Here is a 16897-nt window from a genome sequence, read left to right as displayed (position 1 = left end):
CCTCAACTTCTCTGGTCCCCGGCGCACCCTAGGGCAAAGCGTTTTGTCGGAAAAGAGCAATGAGACGATGGGAATGTGCAAGAACCGGAGCAGTTGATCACCGCGGCGATGGATGCCCAGTTCACCGATGATCTCCGGAGCCGAGACACCGCCATCGCTCTTCTGTCGGCGAACAGCGCGGCCGATGGTCCGCTCGCCGCCGCGTTGGAACGTGCCGTCCGCGCCGCCGCGGAGCGGGGCTGGCAGCCGGACGACCTCCGCCGCCACCTCGCCCGCTTCCACTCGCCCGCGCACGCCGCCCTGCTGGACGAACCCGGCCCCGGGGACCGCGACCGCCTCACCGCGATCAGCCGCCTCGTCGACGTCCTGTGCGAGCTGCGCAGGCTGCCGAGGATCGCCGCGCTCACCCGTTCGGCGGCGCCCGCCCACCCCTCGCTCGAACGGATCCGTGCCCTGCTCGCCAAGGCCGAGTCCACCTCCTTCCCGGCCGAGGCCGAGGCGTTGGTGGCCGCCGCCCAGCGGCTGATGACCCGCCACAGCCTCGACCAGGCGGCCCTGGAGTCCCCCGGAGACGCCCCGACCGGCGTCCGGCTCCCCGTGGACAACCCGTACGAGGAGGCCAAGGCCACCCTGCTGCACGTCGTCGCCGAGGCGAACCGCTGCCGCGCCGTCTGGCAGTCCGATCTCGGCTTCTCCACGGTCCTGGGCTACCCGGCCGACCTGGAGGCGGTGGAGCTCCTCTACACGTCGCTGCTGCTGCAGGCCGACGCCGCGATGCCGAAGAACGGCTCCAAGCGCAGGTTCCGCCAGAGTTTCCTCACCTCGTTCGCCCACCACATCGGCGAACGACTCGCCCGAGCGGGAGAGGAAGAGGTCACCGACGACCTCCTGCCCGTCCTCGCGCGCCGCGACCAGGCCGTGGAAACCGCCGTGGAACGGCTTTTCCCCACCGTGAAGGCGGTGCGGGGCCGTACGATCCAGGACCTGGACGGCTGGGAGCAGGGCCGCAGGGCGGCGAAAGAAGCCGACCTGACCTGAGCCCTTTATTCACTTGTTACGCGCCCACGATCTAGGGTGGCCGGTGTGACGTCTGCACCGCCTAAGAAGTCGTTCTTCCGCGAACTGCCGTTCCTGCTGGTGACGGCGGTCGTCCTCGCGCTGCTGATCCGCACCTTCGTCGTCCAGTCGTTCTACATCCCCTCCGGCTCCATGGAGCGGACGCTGCACGGGTGCGAGGACTGCACGCGCGACCGGGTGCTGGTCGAGAAGCTGGGCTACCACCTGGGAGACCCGGAGCCCGGCGACATCATCGTCTTCCACGGCACCGGCGACTGGCCGCGGGAGGACCTCATCAAGCGGGTCATCGCCGTCGGCGGCCAGACCGTCGAGTGCTGCGACGAGGGACGGGTCACCGTCGACGGGAAGCCGCTGAACGAGCCCTACGTCTACGAGGACGACCACCGCTCGTTCGCGCCGGTGAAGGTGCCCAAGGACATGCTGTGGGTGATGGGCGACCACCGCGGCGGCTCCGCGGACTCGCGCGACAACGGCCCCGTCCCGGTCAGCTCGGTCGTCGGGCAGGCCCGGGTCATCATCTGGCCGGTCAACCGCTGGAACTGGCTCTGAGGCCCAGCGCCCGGATCAGCGCTCGAACCACCAGTGCGCGACCTCGCGCCCGCCGTGGGAGTCGAGCTTGATCGTGCGCTTCAGGTGCAGCGTGGTCGCGCCGCACGTGTAGGCGACGCGTCCGCCGGGGACGACGGTCTCCTGCTCCGCGCGGACGAGCGGGGCGACCTTCTGCGTCCTCGTCGACTTCTCCGGCTTCTTCTGGACGGTCTTCACCAGGGCCGTCCCGGCCGCCGTGGCGCGCTTCACGGAGAGCTTCCCGGCCTTCCATGACGTCTTGTGCTTGAGCACCCGGCGGTAAAGGGCGGTCTCGGCGATCGGCACGCTGTTCGTACGGCCCTTCGTCACGAGCTTCGCCGACTTCTTGAAGTCGTAGGTGATGCCGCCGTCAGCGGCGATCTTCACTTTCGTCCCGCCCATGCCGCGGGACTGCAAGGCGGTGTCGTAGACCTTCGACACCGCCTTCTTCTGGTATCCGGTGAGCTTCCAGACGCCCACCGGGCACTTGGGCGCCGCGGAGGCCGATGTCGCCGGGGCCATGACGGCCAGCGGAAGCAGCGAGAAGACCACCACGGCACGCAGCATCGTTCGTCCTCCTTCGGCGGGCCCGCACGACGCGGAACCTCACGACGCAGAAGAAGCTACCGTTTCAGGGGGATCCAGGGCCTTGATCTTGCTCTGCCCGTACCAGAGCAGGCACAGCAGCACCGCCGCGACGGGCCATGCCTCCAGCGCGTACGGGGGCACCTCGGTGATCCAGTCCTGCAGGACGAGCCCCGCGTACGCCGCGCCCGTGGTGAGCAGGGCGCCCGCGACGGGCACCGCGGGCATGTACCGGAACGCCAGGTCGATGGCGACGGCGGCCGCGAGCAGGAAGAACGGCATCGCCGAGTGCGGGAAGTCCATGAGGTCCAGGAGGTACCCGGCGACGACGCGGTAGGCGAGGTAGCCGGCGGCGATGCCCGTCGCCGTCCAGCGCATGCCGACGACGCGGCGGGCGAGGACGAGGATGAAGACGGTGCCGACGGCCGTCCACAGCGGGTACACCCACTCCGAGACGGGGAAGGCGAACCGCTCCGCCATCACGGTGTCGACGGGTCGGCCCATCTGCTTCGCCGCGAACTCCAGCAGGATCGGCTCGGCCTCGGGTCTGCCCTCGAGCCAGGACTTGAATCCATAGACGCCGTATTCCTGGTGCAGCGCCGGGAAATGCCAGTTCTCCAGGAAGAGGGCGAAGAAGACCGCCTGCACCACCCCGCGGCTGCCTTTGATCACGCCGATGAGCATGAGCGCGGTGCCGAGGTAGAGCAACGCGTGCGAAGGGCTCCAGCTGGTGATGTCGAGCCCGTTGACGCGGTGGTTCACCACGTCCACCGGAATGGCGATCATGAAGATGGCCATTCCTGTCTCGATCAGCCGCTTGGCGGCCCGGTCGACGCCGAATCCGGTGTACCAGTGCACGCCGACCAGCACCATCGCCAGGATCGTCCCGGCGCTGTTGAGCAGGTGCGGGGGCGCGAAGTCATCCCGGAGCCATTTGAAGTGCCAGGAAACATCCCAGGACGAGCCCAGCATTTTTAGTGCAAAAGCGACAATCCACGCTCGGTACAGCAGGGAGGCGAGATCCTCCGGCGTGGGGCGTCCGGGCTTTCCCCGGGTCAGTCGGCTGACCGAGACCTGCGTAAACATGGCGCAATAGTGCCGCTATCTGGGCAGTAGTGACAATGGTGAATCTCCCGGGAACTCCAGGCGTCAACCCGACGTCAGACCCCACACACACCCTGTAGGGAGGTGCGCTTGTCTCCTCGCATGACCGCCGCCCAGTTCCGCAGCCTCCTCGCCCACGTTCCCGAACCCCTGACCGTCCGCGTGGTCCGCCTCCAGCGCTACGCGCTGGTGCCCCTGGACTGCGCCGGCTGCCAGGAGGTGGGCGTCCTGCTCAAGCTCACCCTCTCCGCGGCGCGGGCGGGCGACCTCCCCGCCGCCGAGTCCGTCCTCGGCCTCGCCGAACGCACGCTGCAAGGCCCCGCCGGGCACGACCACAGGCCCACGTCCCCGCCCGTCTCCCGCATCAGCCGCCCCCGGCCCGCGCGCGTCGCCCCCGAGGCGCCCCGTCCCGCCCTGGCCGGGCAGGTCGCGCGCTGGACGGGCACCCGCCCGCTGGTCGCCGCCACCGACGCCTCCTGGAAGCACGGGCACGGCGGCATGGGCTTCCTCACCACGGACGGGCGGTGGGGACTCGGCCGCTGGAAGGCCGGGCCGCAGGACCCCACCGGACCCTCGAAGATCATCATCACCGAGCTGCGCGCGGTCCAGCTGCTGCTGTCGTCCGTCGAGTCGCGCCTGGAGATGACCGTCCTCCTCGACAGCCTGCCCGCGCTGTCCTTCCTGCGGCGCTGGCAGGCCGGGGACGTCGCGGCCCTGCCTCCGGGCTACCGCGCGCCGCACCTGCGCCTGCTGGCCCGCCGGGTCGCCGACCGCCCCGGCCTGACCTTCCAGCACGTCAAGGGGCACAGCGGCCACCTGCTGAACGAGGCGGCCGACTCCCTCGCGGCCATCGCCCGCCGTCGGCAGACCCTGGGCTCCGAGGCGCAGGCCCGCGCCGCCGACCTCGTCGACTCGTTCCTCACCAGCTGGAACCAGCAGCTCTCCGCCTGACGGCCGCCGCCCGCCCGCCCCCGGAGCGGGACCGGGTGGCGGAGGCGGGACGCGGTCCGAACACACCGATACCGCGGCCCGCCTCGTCTCTTGGCCGAAGGAAGGTCCGGGTGTGCCGACCCCCCAGCGACCCCGGACTTTCCTTGGCGTGCCCATTTCTATCGCGTGACCGACCCTTCACCGAGAGTTATAACAGTTCTGGTCTGGCGACCCCCGGACGTTCTTCGCGAAGGAGGATCAATGCGGCTGGGTGAGGTGCGGCGGCGTGAGCGCGGGCCACCAGGCCGTCAGGTCCTCGGGGTGGTAGGCCGCGTCCAGGACGAGGGAGCCGCGGATCAGCGGGAAGCGCCGCCCCGGCTGCCGGGGGTGCGAGGGCTCCGGCGGGTCCAGGACCACGACCCGGGACTCGCCGAAGACGGGGATGTCGGCGGGCATCCCCTCGTGCCGGATCCGCTCGCCGTGCACGTCGGTCAGCCGCCACCAGTCGGGGACGGGCGGCGTGCCGGGCTCGACGTCGCCGGTGGTGGAGCAGCGGACCCAGCGCGGGTCCGGAGGCGCGCCCGGCAGGATCCGGCCCGCCAGCACCGCCGCCAGCAGGACGTGCAGCTGGAAGTTGTCGCCGATGCCGTGGATGGTGACGGACCAGCCCTGCCGCGTCGGGCGGTCCAGGATGAGGAACTCCTCGCCGTCCAGCATGCGCCGCAGGTCGCGGACGTCCTCCAGGTCGGGGCAGTACTCCACGGCCCGGTCCGTGATCTCGTCCCGGTCGCGGACGGCCGCGCGGGTCGCCGGCGAGTACGTCAGCAGCGTCACGGCGCTCTTGGTGAAGTGCGGAAGCGCGTACCAGCACTGCATGGGGACGCGGGCCCGTTCGCCCATGAGCTGCCGCGCCCGCTCCCAGATCTGCTGGTTGGGCCCCTGCGCGGGGTCGGGGAGCCCGGCCCCCCAGGCCTCCGCGAACGTCACCGCCCCGGCCGCGATCCCGCTGAGCCGCTCGACGACGGGAATGCCGTCGACGTCCACGCCCTTCTCGGCCAGGGATCCGGCCAGCACGGCGAGCCAGCCTCCCCGCTGCGGCATGACCTCGGCCGAGGCGTCCACGAGGAGGTGCGCCGCCGCGATCGCCTCCTCCGGCCCCGCCGCCTCGATGGCCCGCCGCGCCTCCCGCAGACTCTGCCCGAAATCCGCACCCCCGCCCCGTGCCGCTTCCACCACCCGCGCACAAGCATGAAGCAACATGAACCTCAACTTACTAGTAGATAACACCAGCAACTGGATGAATCCCCTGCTCCAGCGATGGATCTTCCGATGAGACAGCCGCTGCGGCCACGAGGTTCGCCTTTGCCCTGTTCCGGACGGGGAAGGGGGCGGGAGAATCAGGCGGAGGCCTCCTCCGTCCGGAACGGGCCACCGGAAAGGAAGCAGGAAATGCAGCTCACACTGGCATTGGGCGACATCACCGAAGCCCGGGTGGACGCGGTCGTCAACGCCGCGAATTCCTCCCTGCTGGGCGGCGGCGGAGTCGATGGCGCGATCCACCGCAGAGGCGGTCCGGAGATCCTCGCGGCCTGCCGGAAACTGCGCGCCTCGCACTACGGAAAAGGGCTTCCCACCGGGCAGGCCGTGGCCACCACGGCGGGCCTGCTTCCCGCGGACTGGGTCATCCACACCGTGGGCCCCGTCTGGTCGCCGACCGAGGACCGCTCGGCGCTACTGGCGTCCTGCTATCGCGAGTCCCTGCGCGTCGCCGACGAACTGAAGGCACGGACCGTGGCCTTCCCCGCCATTTCGGCGGGCATCTTCGGCTGGCCCGTCCATGACGCCGCGAAAATCGCCGTGGAAACCGTGAAAAATACTCACACCGAGGTCGTCGAAGCGCGTTTCGTTCTGTTCACTCCAGATGTTCTGGAGGCCTTTACTTCGGTCGCATCCCCTCATTAGCTTGCGACAATGAGCCGAGCGGTCCCCCTCCCGCGGGCGACGAGCTGACGCTTCTCTCCTCTTTTCTCGACCGGTACCGCTTTTCTCGACCGGTACCGCGCCACTCCCGCGACCAAATGCGCGGGCCTCGCCGAGGAGCCCGCCCACCGGCGCGTGCCTGCCTCCTCGCCGGCGATGGGCATGTCCGGCCCGGTCGGCCATCAGCGCGGGGCGATGCTCCACGTGATCGAGGAGACCACCCGCCACGTCGGCCGTCTGGACGTCATGCGGGAGCTCCTGGACGGCGCCAAGGGCCCGCGAGACCCCCGCCCCGGAATCCGAGTTGGCACCACTCCCCCACATGGCCTAAGCTTTCGGTCGTTGCCACGGAGCGAAAGCGCAAAGCACCGGAGGCAGCACCAAGGTCCTGTGGAGCAGTCGGAGTGCTCGCCACCCTGTCAAGGTGGAGGTCGCGGGTTCAAGTCCCGTCAGGACCGCTTTCCCTTGCACGGCCAGGTAGCTCAGTTGGTACGAGCGACCGCCTGAAAAGCGGTAGGTCGGCGGTTCGACCCCGCCCCTGGCCACCAGCACCGGAGGTCCAATCCGAGAGATCGGGTTCGGGCCTCCGGCTTTTTGTGTGCCCTGTCACCGGTCGGGCTGCGGTGACGGTGAGAAGGGTCACTTAGTGAGGCAAAGAGGGCTTCTAGCCGGTTTGGGGGAATCGCAAGCGGCAATGGGACCGTACACGACGGACGAAAGGAGTGGTCATGGCCATCGAGGAACGTCCGGGTACGGAGGGGCCGCGGGAGCGGACCGAGGGGCACCTGAGCGGGGGGCCCATGGTCGACGCCCACTGGAGCGGAAGCGCGCACGACGAGGAACTGCCCCGGCTCGTCCATCCGGAGGGCAGTCCGCACGGGAAGTTGTCGTCATGGCTGGTGGTCGTCACAGTGTTCGTGGCTTTCACCGTGGCCGGAGTCGCGCTGATCTTCAAAGCGTGGGTGCTCATCTGGATCTGCGCGGCGATCATCGTGCTGATGCTCCCGGTGGCGAAGGCGGTGCGGATCATGGACGACACCGTGGGATGGGCACGGCCCACACCCGGTGAGATCACCCGAGGCGACATGACCAGGACGGCCCAGCACGTGCGCGAAGGCAACCTGGAGCAGGTCGAGAAGGAGCGGAAGCGCGAGCAGCACGCCCGCAAGAAGTGACCTCGGCGGGCCTCAGAGCGTCAGGCCGAAGAGATGCAGGCGCTCCACGGCTTCCGAGACGGTCAGCGTAGGAACGGCCTCGCCTTCCCACAGGCCCTCCGAAGAGATCTCGCGGGTGCGCCGCCAGGGACCGAGCAGCAGGACGTGGAGCCGTTCGTGCTCCGGCAGCGGCCCCGCCACCCGGTCGGAGACGAGGAACCAGTAGAGATGCTCCTCACCGTCGGCTGACAGACCCCGCTCCACCTCCCGTGCCGCCTCCTCGGCGTCCTCGTGGACGGTGAGGCGGCAGGCCAGCAGCGTCAGGAGCGGCGGCTCCAGCAGGCCGTCCAGCAGCCGGTGGAGCCCCGGGCGGCTCAGTACCGCCCGTCCGCCGCCGCGTGTGACGACCTCGACCAGCACGGCCCGCAGGAACCCCTCGGCCCCCGGCCCGGTGAAACCCGTGGAACGTCCGGCGTCCCGCACCGCGGAGAGCGCGCTGCGCGGCCCTCCACCCGTCACGGTGGAGGGCCGCGCGGCGCGCCCGCCGTCGAAGAGGTCCGACATGGTGCGGGCCAGCAGGCGGTGCAGCCCGAACAGGGCGAGCATCAGCAGCAGCACCGCACCGAAGGCGGGCTCCCGCCAGAGCGGAACACCCGGTGGCTCCAGGAAGACGGCGGCCGGCAGCGCAGGGCCGAACACAGGCGGTCACCTTCCCCCCGAACGATGACCTGTGAGCCCGTCATGCAACCAGCGCCGCCGCGCCCCGCCCCCGGCACACACGGAGCGTTAGCGAGCTGTGATCACAGATCGACGCCCTCGCCCGGTCCCAGACGGACGTATTCGGGCGTCGTGAGCGATCCCAGCAGGCGATCGAACACCGCGAGCCCGTCGTCGCCGAGGATCGCCTCGTGAATGGGATGGACCTTCTGCGGCGCGACCCGCTCGATGTAGTCGGCGCCCTCGCTCAGCTTCATCCACGGCGCGGCCGTCGGCGCGAGGAGCGTGTGCACCGGCAGGTCGGGCACGGTGAAGCCGTCGCCCGGGTGGAAGACCCCGTCGAAGTAGTAGCCGACGTTCTCGATCACGGGGATCGACGGGTGGATCACCGCGTGCTTCTCGCCGAACACCTTGACCTCGAGCCCGGCGGCCCGGATGACGTCGCCGTGGCGGACCTCCGTGAAGGGCGTGTCCTTCAGGAACTCCGCCAGGGACGGCGGCCCGTAGATCTGCAGGTCGGGGCGGCGGGACTTGAGGTCGCGCACCGCGTCGGGGACGAGGTGGTCGAAATGCACATGGGTGATCAGGACGGCGTCCGGGTCCTCCAGCGGCGCGGAGCCGGAGAACGCTCCGGGGTCCACGACCAGCCGGCCTTCGGAGGTCTCGAACCGGATACAGGAGTGCGGGAACTTCACCATTCTCATGAGTCCCATCTTTCCCGGCCCCGCTGAGGTGACCAGACTTTTCTGAGTACCTCTACGGATGTCGCAGAGCCCTTCTGGAGGGACGATCCCCCTGTGACCACCCGTGAGACCGCCGCGACGGCCCCCGGTGCCTCCTGAGGCCCCTGACCGCGTCCGGCGCCTCCCCACCCCGAAGGAGACCCCCCATGGCACCGGCTTCCCGGAACATCACCTCCAACGCGTTCTTCTTCCAGGCCGCGCTCTCGTTCCTCATCTCGTTCGCGGCGGTCGGCCTCGGGATCGTGTACCTGCCCGTCGACATGTGGGTGCGCGGCTTCCTCGGCATCGCCATGCTGTACGTCATCACCTCGACGTTCACCCTCGCCAAGTGCGTCCGCGACCGCCAGGAGATGGCCGCACTGGAGCGCGTCGCCGGCGGCGCGCCCTACTACGGCTCCTGAGGGCCGCTCAGCCGCGCACCGGCAGAGGGTCGTGCTCCTTGCCGGTGCCGCCGCACATGCGACAGGGCTCGTCCACCCGTGTCCAGCCGATGGCGCCGCCCGCCTCGCGCTGGGGCTTCTCCGGACGCCACCAGCCCGAACCGTCGCAGAACCGGCAGACCAGGTCGTCGCGGTCGCACCAGCGGCAGGCGTCGAGCCCGCACCGCTCCGGGATCACCGGCACAGTCCCGTGCCGTCGCACACGTGGCAGTTCTCCACGCTGTCCACCCAGGTCACCGAGCCGTCCTCCCGCTGCCGGGGGCGCTGGTAGGTGACCCGCCCCGATCCCGCGCAATGGCCGCAAGGCGGTGGATCGTCCTTCGCCACCCCGTACCCCTCTCTCCCGGCGGCCGCCTTCCCAGGATGACCCGCGATCTCCGCCGCGTCCACCACGACCCCCCACATGCACGGGTCTGCCCGCCTGAGAGGATGGGACACCGTGTACGCGCTGCTGTTCTCCCAGGTGCTCCGGCGGATCGACGCCGAGCGGGTCCATCATCTGACCATCCGGCTGCTGCGCGTGGTCCAGGCGGTCCCCGGCCTGACCGGGCTGCTGCGCAGGCTGCTGGGCCCCCGCGGGCCCGAGGTCGAGGCGCTCGGCCTGCGGTTCCCCGGACCGCTCGGGCTCGCCGCCGGGTTCGACAAGGACGCCCAGGTCTACGAGGCGCTCGCCGGTTTCGGGTTCGGGCACGTCGAGGTCGGGACAATCACCGGCGAGCCGCAGCCGGGCAACCCGCGCCCCCGCCTGTTCCGCCTGCCGCCCGACCGCGCCGTCGTCAACCGGATGGGCTTCAACAACCGGGGCTCGGCGGACGCCGTGGCGCGGCTGCGCCGCAGGCGCGACGTCGTCGTCGGGGTGAACATCGGCAAGACCAAGGCGGTGCCCGAGGAGGAGGCCGCCGCCGACTACGTGAAGTCGACCGAGCGGCTGGCCCCGCTCGCCGACTACCTCGTCGTCAACGTCAGCTCGCCCAACACGCCGGGCCTGCGCGACCTGCAGGCCGTCGAGCACCTGCGCCCGCTGCTGCGCGCCGTGCAGGAGGCCAAGGGCGCCACCCCGCTGCTGGTCAAGATCGCGCCCGACCTGGCCGACGAGGACGTGGACGCCGTCGCCGACCTGGCGCTGGAGCTGGGCCTGGACGGCATCATCGCGACCAACACCACGATCTCCCGGGAGGGGCTGCGCGGCGACCCGGCCGTCGCGGCGCAGGCGGGCGGCCTGTCCGGCGCGCCCGTCAAGCACCGCTCGGTGGAGGTCCTCAAGCGGCTGAAGGCGCGCACCGGCGACCGGCTCACCCTCATCTCCGTGGGCGGCGTCGAGACCGCCGAGGACGTACGCACGCGCCTGGCCGCCGGAGCCACCCTCGTGCAGGCCTACACCGCGATGATCTACGGCGGCCCGCTGTGGGCCTACAGGATCAACCGGGAGCTGCGCCGCGGCCGCTAGCCGGCCGCCTCGAAGAAGCCGTCGGCCACCAGCTCCGGCAGCACGGCCTCGGCGTGCGCCCGCACCGCCTCCTCGTCGCCCCCGGTGAGCTGGGCGATCGCCCCGAGCAGCGGGTCGAGCGGGAGCGTGCCGTCGCAGACCCCGGCCAGCGCCGCCTCGACCGTGCCGACGGCGGTCGCACGGCGCAGCCCGCCGTCCTGGCGCAGGACGATCCGCTCCGGGTCCTCCGCGCCGGGGCGGCCGATCTGCTCCTGCACCACGCCGTCGGCCGTGCGCAGCCGGGTGAACGGGCGGTCCGCGGCGGCGATCCCGTCCAGAACGCCTTCCACGTAGGCGCCCACCGGCTGCTCGACCTGGTGGCGCAGCTCCTCGATCCGCACCGAGTCGCCGCCCTCGCGCAGGGTGACCCAGCCGAAGCCGACGCCGGTGACCCGGTGGTGGGCGAAGTAGTCGAGCCACTCGTCGTACCGGGCGCGGTACTCAGGGGTGCCGGCCTCGCAGGAGTCGCGCAGCCACAGCTCGGCGTACTCGGCCGGGTCCTGGACGTCGCGCTGGACGACCCAGGCGTCGCAGCCGGAGATCCAGGAGGCCACCCTCTCCTCCCACGGCTCGTCCTCGACCAGCAGCCAGTTGGCCAGCAGCTGGCACCAGCCGCCCTCGGTGAGCCGCGACGGCGCCTGCTCGACCAGCCTCCGGCACACCTCGTCGCCGGGCATCCCCGACTCCCGGTAGGAGAACCGCCCGTCCGGCGAGATCACGAAGGGCGGATTGGAGACGATCAGGTCGTACCGTTCGGGCACCGGCTCGAACAGCGAGCCCAGCCGGAGTTCGGCGTCGACCTCCGAGAGGCCGAAACTGAGCCGCGCCAGCTCCAGGGAGCGCGGGTTGGTGTCGGTCGCCACGACGCGCCGCGCCCGGTCGGCCGCGAGCAGCGCCTGCACGCCGGAGCCCGTCCCCAGGTCCAGCAAGTTATCCACAGGCTTGTGGATAACCAGCCGCGCCAGGTTGTAGGAAGCGCCGCCCACCCCGACCACGTGATCGCGGCGCACGGGCCCGTCCCCCGGCCTGATCTTCAGGTCGGAGACCGCGTAGCGGACCGGCCCGGACGCCTCCAGCGGCTCGACGTGGAGGAGCGCGCGCAGCTCGTCCCCGGAGCGTTCGGCGAGCCCCGCGGCCACCAGCTCCTCCGCGGGCAGCCCGGCCGCCGGAACCGGCACCTGGAGCCAGAAAAGCCTGGTCAGCAGGGACAAGGGTGATCCGTCACGGGTCGCTCGCAATGCGGGCACGATCTCATCACGGGCCAGCGCGCCACCGGCCACGGGGCCCAGCGCGTCGCGTACTCCGGCCACCGTGTACCCGGCGCGCTCGAAGTGGGAACGAAGGGTCTTCAACACCCGCCCCATCCTGCCGGAGCGCATGACGGGGACGCACATCGCTAGAGTGAGCGCCGTGAGACGACGATGGATCTCCCCGCGGTTGCGCTCACCGAAGCTGTGGATAACTCTGGCCGCGGGCTCGCTGGCGGTGGTGCTGGCGCCCACCGGATGGACGTACGGCACCGCCCGGGGACACCTGACCGACGCCGCGCACGCCCGTCCCGCCCAGACCGCCCTCGTCCTCGGCGCGGGCCTGAACCCCGCCGGCGGGCCCAGCCCGTTCCTCGCCGGACGGCTCGACGTCGCGGTCGAGCTGTACCGGCGCGGCAAGGTCCGGGCGGTCCTGGTGAGCGGGGACAACGGCCGCACCGGGTACGACGAGCCGTCCACGATGCGGGACTACCTGCGGGAACACGGCGTCCCCGAGGACAAGATCGTCCTCGACTACGCCGGATTCGACACCTGGGACTCCTGCGTCCGCGCCAGGAAGATCTTCGGCGCGGACAGCGCGATCGTGGTGAGCCAGGACTTCCATGTGGCCCGCGCGGTCGCGCTGTGTCGACGAGCCGGCCTCGACGCCCAGGGCGTCGGCGACCGGCAGCCCTATCTGGGCCCCACCGTCTACGGCTACGTCCGAGAGGTGCCCGCCACGCTCAAGGCGATGGCCGACGTCGTCCTCGACCGGGACCCGAAGTTCCTCGGACCCCGTGAGGACGGCCTCGACCATGCCTTGAACGGGTAGACGCCGCCGATGACGGTGGATATGACGAAGCCACTGCCCGTCACCGGGCAGTGGCTCGACGATCAGCCCGCAGAGCCGTCCTTCGACTGGTCGTAGTCCGCGTAATCCGCGTACTTGTCCAGCAGCTCGTCGTTGTAGGAGTCGTCGACTTCCGTCACCGGACGGGAGGACACTCCTAGCTCGTCCGAAAGGCGGTCGAGGTCAGTATGGCCGCCGTTGTACTTCAGCTGGCGAGCGACCTTTACCTGCTTGGCCTTGGCTCGGCCTCGCCCCATTGGACTCGACCCCCTTGATGGTCAGGGCTTCTACTGGCCCTATCGCTACGCTTACGCACACGCGCTGACACGTCTGAGCCATGCGTCAGCTACGGGTACCACCGTACCCGTTTTACACCCAGCTCGGTACGTGTCTCCGCGGTGGCGCCTCGCTTTACCTTCGCGGAAACCAGTCTAACCGGTGGGGACTACAGCCCTGACCTGCGGAGAAGCCTTCTAGAGTGTTCCTTTGCGGACTCCACGTGATTTCCGTCGGACGACACCTGAACGGGTGTTCACCGCCAGATGCTCCTAAGACGCCCGACTTCGGACATTCGACGCTCCGCCAACCGGTCGGCCGCCACGGCCGGGGACACCGCGTCCCGTTCGGCCAGCTCGAAGATCCGTCCGGTGGTGTCGTAGATCCGCGCCGCCCGCGCCCGGGCCCGCTCCATGGAGAAGCCCTCCAGCTCGTCGGCCACCTGGATGACCCCGCCCGCGTTCACCACGTAGTCGGGGGCGTAGAGCACGCCGCGCTCGGCGAGCGTCTTCTCGATGCCCGGGTGGGCGAGCTGGTTGTTGGCGGCGCCGCAGACGATCCGCGCCTGGAGCGTGGCGGCGACCTCGTCGGTGAGGGCCTGGCCCAGCGCGCACGGCGCGTACACGTCCAGGTCCGCGGCGAGCAGGCCGGCGGTGTCGGCGGCGACCGTCGTCATCGGATGGGCGGCCACCACCCGCGCGGTCGCCGCGTCGTCCACGTCCCAGATCACCAGGCGGGCGCCGTCCTCGGCGAGCAGGTCGGCCAGCCGGCGCCCGACCTTGCCGACGCCCTGGATGCCGACCGTCCTGCCGCGCAGCGTCGGCTCGCCCCAGACCCGGCGGGCCGCGGCGCGCATGCCCTGGAAGACCCCGAAGGCCGTCAGGATCGAGGAGTCCCCCGCTCCGCCGGCCGCCTCGGTGCGCCCGGTGACGAAGCGGGACTCGCGGGCCACGTGGTCCATGTCGGGGCTGTAGGTGCCCACGTCGCAGGCGGTGACGTAGCGGCCGCCCAGCGACTGCACGTAGCACCCGTAGGCGCGCAGCAGCGCCTCGGACTTGTCGCGGGACGGGTCACCGAGGATGACGGCCTTGCCGCCGCCGTGGTCGAGCCCGGCCAGCGCGTTCTTGTAGGTCATACCCCGGGACAGCTCGAGCACGTCGGCAAGAGCCTCTTCCTCCGAGGCGTAGGGATAGAAGCGGGTTCCTCCCAGCGCCGGGCCGAGCACCGTCGAGTGGATCGCGATGATCGCGCGCAGGCCGCTCGCTCTGTCCTCGCAGAAGACGACCTGTTCGTGCCCCTGGAAAACGGTCACAGAGTCAGCCTAAGACCGTCCGGGGACTCCCTGCGCCATGATTCGGCACCGAGTCCCCACCGGGAATGACAACGAGAGGATTTCAGGACGTGTCCGCGCGGTGCTCGCGTGTCACCATGCGGGCGTGCCCCCGTACACCGCCTACCTGAGGGTCTACGAACCGCTCGACGCCTTTCCCGGGCCGGAGCGCGCGCGGTGGTCGGCCCGACCGGAGGACCTCCGGAGCGCCGGACGCCTCGAGCACGCGGGGCGGCCGGGAGCCGTCCCGCCCGCCGACCGGGACGGGATATGCGATCCGCCCGCTTACGACGGCCAGAGCGCTTATGTACGGCATTTCTCCGGGGAGGTATATCTCTGCCCCTGGCGGCGGCGTTTGCGCTCCTGGGAGGCTTTCAGCGCCGTCCAGGGAGCTTCCCCCGTCCTTCCGGCACCGCCCGACCCGCACATACGCGAGAGCAACTGGCACGTGCCGTTCCCGTGGTTCGTGCCCTTCGTCCGCGAGGAGCGCACGCTCGTGCTGGGCCCGCGCCGCTCGCTCGGCTACCTGACCACGATGGCCCGCGCCCGGGAGCGGCTCGCCCGCGCGGCCGCCGCCGGCGCGCGCGCCGGGACGGGCGTGTCGCCCTTCGGCGACGCCCGGCTCCTGCAGGAGGAGCTCGCGGCCTTCCATCCCCGGTCCCTGGTGGAGCTGGACTACGGCGGCCTGGTGCACCTCGTCGACGACGACTCGCTGGCCGCGGACGACTCCGTCGGCGAGTGCGCGGTGGCGCTGGTGGCACTGGAGCGGGACGAGCTCGAACTGGCCGTGGCGATGCAGTTGCGACTCCGGACGCGTTGGCGGGCGATCCGGTCACTCCAGAGCGCCAACTGACATTCAGCAAAGTGCTGGCAAAAACCCCTGCTCACAGCCCTGCGTGACGGTTTGCCTACATCTGGCTAGGACAAACTCCCGCAGAAAGTTCTCGATTCTCCCCGCCATGCCACCATACGTGTCGCTAGAATCACGCAGCGTAACCCAGTCATCACGAACACGCAGATTTGAGCCAGGGGCTTGCTTACTGCGCTGAGTGATGGCAAGGTTACACCTTGTGATGTCATAGCGGCTCGTTCCGGGCCATAAGAGACATCGGCGAACCGCGCGCAAAAGAAGATCGCAGGATCGGCTGTCAGACGGTCCACGGAGGAGAGGCCGCAAAGATGTCAGCACGTACACCCGAGGCAGAGCCCTTGCTGACCCCGGCGGAGGTGGCGACGATGTTCCGCGTCGACCCCAAGACCGTCACCCGGTGGGCGAAGGCCGGGAAGCTCACGTCCATCCGGACGCTGGGCGGCCACCGGCGCTACCGCGAGGCAGAGGTCCGCGCGCTGCTCGCGGGCATCCCGCAGCAGCGGTCGGAGTAGGACCGCCGGGCGGAGAGACAACCGAAAAAGGCTCAATGAGCCGTCGAGTCGCCCATCGGGGGCCTCGACGGCTCAGCCTTGTACGGGCCCGGCCGTCAGGAGCCGTCCAGGGCCCGGGAGGCCACCTCGGCCTCCTCGCGGACCAGCCGGTCGTACGCCTCCCGCAGCTGCGGGTCACGCAGCGTGGCGTTGTGCACCAGCAGGATGTGCTGCTCGACCAGGAGGGACTGCAGCTCCTGCCGGGGCAGGTCCCGGTTCTGCAGCCAGTCGAGCGCCGCCGTCTCCACCAGCGACATCCAGCCGCGCAGCGTGACGCGCAGCACCGGCCCGGGCGAGTCGATGGCGAACTCGCGCAGGATGCGGTCGAGCAGCAGCACGCGGGTGCTCTCGACGATCTCGCTCACCTCGCCGGACGCCGAGGCCGGGCCGCCCCGCAGCATCGCCAGGTAGCCGGCCGCGTGCTCCTCCACGAAGTCGAAGTAGCGCTCCAGCGCCGCGTTCAGCCGCTCCAGCGGGGTGCCGTCGCCGGAGGCCGACAGCAGCGCGCTGAGCCGCCCCGCCGCGCTGCGCAGCGCGGCCAGGTAGAGCTCCTGCTTGCCGCCGAAGTAGTGGTAGACCAGCGCGCGCGACGCGCCCGCCGTGGCCGCCACGTCGTCGATGGAGATCTCCTCCGGAGCCTTGCGGCTGAAGAGTTCGAGCGCGGCCTCGATCAGTTCCTCGCGCCGCTCGTCGACGCTGAGCCTTCTCCTGCCGCGCCTGCGGGAGGCGCCCGTCAGCGCACGATCGTCCATCAGCGAAGCGTATCCGAGGATTCGGCCCGGTGGCCGCCCGGTCATATGCGCGGCGAAGGCCGCGGACCCCCGTCACGAACGTCCACTTATGTCACCTTTTTAGTTTCGGTCGATCTATCACGACCAAATAAATGCGACCGTTACCCGTTACCCTGGAGCCGTTTGGCGTTATCGGGGGGCATCATGGCATCTTCTTCCTGAGAAGTGACCAAAATATTGCGGCAGGCCTGTTCTTCC

21 protein-coding genes, 2 tRNA genes and 1 pseudogene are annotated in these 16897 nt (G+C 70.4%); 13 read left to right on the top strand and 11 right to left on the bottom strand.

Features of this window, described 5'->3' with window-relative positions; genetic code table 11:
* Positions 1-75 precede the first annotated feature (75 nt).
* Both ABD140_RS13290 and lepB read left to right on the top strand, forming a co-directional pair.
* Positions 76-1038: a DUF2786 domain-containing protein gene (locus ABD140_RS13290; RefSeq protein WP_344240414.1), complete on the top strand. Its 963-nt coding sequence runs from the start codon at positions 76-78 to the stop codon at positions 1036-1038.
* A gap of 45 nt (positions 1039-1083) precedes the next feature.
* Positions 1084-1626, top strand: a complete 543-nt coding sequence (gene lepB, locus ABD140_RS13285) for a signal peptidase I (RefSeq protein WP_344240412.1) — start codon at positions 1084-1086, stop codon at positions 1624-1626.
* A gap of 15 nt (positions 1627-1641) precedes the next feature.
* On the opposite strand, the gene ABD140_RS13280 is transcribed toward lepB, so the two are convergent.
* Together ABD140_RS13280 and ABD140_RS13275 are read right to left on the bottom strand one after the other, a co-directional pair.
* A complete protein-coding gene (locus ABD140_RS13280; RefSeq protein ID WP_344240410.1) occupies positions 1642-2211 on the bottom strand; it encodes a hypothetical protein in 570 nt (189 codons plus the stop codon).
* Positions 2212-2250: 39 nt separating this feature from the next.
* Positions 2251-3201, bottom strand: coding sequence for a hypothetical protein (locus ABD140_RS13275; protein WP_344240408.1), 951 nt, complete (start codon positions 3199-3201; stop codon positions 2251-2253).
* A gap of 222 nt (positions 3202-3423) precedes the next feature.
* Here ABD140_RS13275 and ABD140_RS13270 point away from each other — a divergent pair, with 222 nt between their 5' ends.
* The gene (locus ABD140_RS13270) at positions 3424-4284 is read left to right on the top strand and encodes a ribonuclease HI (protein ID WP_344240406.1); all 861 of its coding nucleotides are present in this window, start codon (positions 3424-3426) and stop codon (positions 4282-4284) included.
* A gap of 237 nt (positions 4285-4521) precedes the next feature.
* Here the strand turns inward: ABD140_RS13270 and ABD140_RS13265 are convergent, their stop codons facing one another.
* Positions 4522-5523, bottom strand: a complete 1002-nt coding sequence (locus ABD140_RS13265; RefSeq protein WP_344240404.1) for a hypothetical protein — start codon at positions 5521-5523, stop codon at positions 4522-4524.
* A gap of 189 nt (positions 5524-5712) precedes the next feature.
* Here ABD140_RS13265 and ABD140_RS13260 point away from each other — a divergent pair, with 189 nt between their 5' ends.
* The 5 genes and pseudogenes from ABD140_RS13260 to ABD140_RS13245 all read left to right on the top strand — a co-directional run bounded on the left by ABD140_RS13260 (position 5713) and on the right by ABD140_RS13245 (position 7418).
* Positions 5713-6225: an O-acetyl-ADP-ribose deacetylase gene (locus ABD140_RS13260; RefSeq protein WP_344240402.1), complete on the top strand. Its 513-nt coding sequence runs from the start codon at positions 5713-5715 to the stop codon at positions 6223-6225.
* Between the two features lie 174 nt (positions 6226-6399).
* A pseudogene (locus ABD140_RS40120) lies at positions 6400-6498 on the top strand (mycothiol transferase); the annotation flags it as partial.
* A gap of 129 nt (positions 6499-6627) precedes the next feature.
* Positions 6628-6701: transfer RNA gene (locus tag ABD140_RS13255), tRNA-Asp, on the top strand.
* A 13-nt stretch (positions 6702-6714) separates the two neighbouring features.
* A tRNA-Phe gene (locus tag ABD140_RS13250) sits at positions 6715-6791 on the top strand.
* A gap of 180 nt (positions 6792-6971) precedes the next feature.
* Positions 6972-7418 carry a hypothetical protein gene (locus ABD140_RS13245; RefSeq protein WP_344240400.1) on the top strand — a complete coding sequence of 149 codons (447 nt, stop codon included), beginning with the start codon at positions 6972-6974 and terminating at the stop codon, positions 7416-7418.
* Between the two features lie 12 nt (positions 7419-7430).
* On the opposite strand, the gene ABD140_RS13240 is transcribed toward ABD140_RS13245, so the two are convergent.
* The gene (locus tag ABD140_RS13240) at positions 7431-8096 is read right to left on the bottom strand and encodes a hypothetical protein (RefSeq protein ID WP_344240398.1); all 666 of its coding nucleotides are present in this window, start codon (positions 8094-8096) and stop codon (positions 7431-7433) included.
* 101 nt (positions 8097-8197) lie between these two features.
* Positions 8198-8818: an MBL fold metallo-hydrolase gene (locus ABD140_RS13235; protein WP_344240396.1), complete on the bottom strand. Its 621-nt coding sequence runs from the start codon at positions 8816-8818 to the stop codon at positions 8198-8200.
* Between the two features lie 185 nt (positions 8819-9003).
* On the opposite strand from ABD140_RS13235, the gene ABD140_RS13230 reads away from it, so the two are divergent.
* Positions 9004-9258, top strand: a complete 255-nt coding sequence (locus tag ABD140_RS13230) for a YiaA/YiaB family inner membrane protein (RefSeq protein ID WP_344240394.1) — start codon at positions 9004-9006, stop codon at positions 9256-9258.
* Between the two features lie 7 nt (positions 9259-9265).
* Here ABD140_RS13230 and ABD140_RS13225 read toward each other — a convergent pair whose 3' ends face one another.
* On the bottom strand, positions 9266-9475 hold the full coding sequence (locus ABD140_RS13225) for a hypothetical protein (protein ID WP_344240392.1): 210 nt from the start codon (positions 9473-9475) through the stop codon (positions 9266-9268).
* Positions 9472-9624: a hypothetical protein gene (locus ABD140_RS13220; RefSeq protein WP_344240390.1), complete on the bottom strand. Its 153-nt coding sequence runs from the start codon at positions 9622-9624 to the stop codon at positions 9472-9474. Before ABD140_RS13220 ends, ABD140_RS13225 begins: the two co-directional genes overlap by 4 nt.
* 76 nt (positions 9625-9700) lie before the next feature.
* On the opposite strand from ABD140_RS13220, the gene ABD140_RS13215 reads away from it, so the two are divergent.
* Positions 9701-10744, top strand: a complete 1044-nt coding sequence (locus ABD140_RS13215) for a quinone-dependent dihydroorotate dehydrogenase (protein WP_344240388.1) — start codon at positions 9701-9703, stop codon at positions 10742-10744.
* Here the strand turns inward: ABD140_RS13215 and ABD140_RS13210 are convergent.
* Positions 10741-12147: a DUF7059 domain-containing protein gene (locus ABD140_RS13210; RefSeq protein WP_344240442.1), complete on the bottom strand. Its 1407-nt coding sequence runs from the start codon at positions 12145-12147 to the stop codon at positions 10741-10743. The genes ABD140_RS13215 and ABD140_RS13210 overlap by 4 nt on opposite strands.
* Before the next feature lie 46 nt (positions 12148-12193).
* Here ABD140_RS13210 and ABD140_RS13205 point away from each other — a divergent pair, with 46 nt between their 5' ends.
* The gene (locus ABD140_RS13205) at positions 12194-12862 is read left to right on the top strand and encodes a SanA/YdcF family protein (protein ID WP_344240386.1); all 669 of its coding nucleotides are present in this window, start codon (positions 12194-12196) and stop codon (positions 12860-12862) included.
* Between the two features lie 62 nt (positions 12863-12924).
* On the opposite strand, the gene ABD140_RS13200 is transcribed toward ABD140_RS13205, so the two are convergent.
* A complete protein-coding gene (locus ABD140_RS13200) occupies positions 12925-13137 on the bottom strand; it encodes a DUF3073 domain-containing protein (protein ID WP_344240384.1) in 213 nt (70 codons plus the stop codon).
* A gap of 275 nt (positions 13138-13412) precedes the next feature.
* Positions 13413-14468, bottom strand: coding sequence for a Glu/Leu/Phe/Val family dehydrogenase (locus tag ABD140_RS13195; RefSeq protein WP_344240382.1), 1056 nt, complete (start codon positions 14466-14468; stop codon positions 13413-13415).
* Between the two features lie 124 nt (positions 14469-14592).
* On the opposite strand from ABD140_RS13195, the gene ABD140_RS13190 reads away from it, so the two are divergent.
* Together ABD140_RS13190 and bldC are read left to right on the top strand one after the other, a co-directional pair.
* Positions 14593-15339, top strand: coding sequence for a DUF8083 family protein (locus ABD140_RS13190; protein ID WP_344240380.1), 747 nt, complete (start codon positions 14593-14595; stop codon positions 15337-15339).
* A gap of 326 nt (positions 15340-15665) precedes the next feature.
* Positions 15666-15869: a developmental transcriptional regulator BldC gene (gene bldC, locus ABD140_RS13185; RefSeq protein WP_012850682.1), complete on the top strand. Its 204-nt coding sequence runs from the start codon at positions 15666-15668 to the stop codon at positions 15867-15869.
* A gap of 95 nt (positions 15870-15964) precedes the next feature.
* Here bldC and ABD140_RS13180 read toward each other — a convergent pair whose 3' ends face one another.
* Positions 15965-16660 carry a TetR/AcrR family transcriptional regulator gene (locus tag ABD140_RS13180; RefSeq protein ID WP_344240378.1) on the bottom strand — a complete coding sequence of 232 codons (696 nt, stop codon included), beginning with the start codon at positions 16658-16660 and terminating at the stop codon, positions 15965-15967.
* Positions 16661-16897 lie beyond the last annotated feature (237 nt).

The organism is Actinocorallia libanotica, from assembly GCF_039525175.1.
Taxonomy (GTDB): domain Bacteria; phylum Actinomycetota; class Actinomycetes; order Streptosporangiales; family Streptosporangiaceae; genus Actinocorallia; species Actinocorallia libanotica.
The sequence above is the reverse complement of the archived record's forward strand: the minus strand, read 5'-3'. Positions and strand labels throughout refer to the sequence as shown.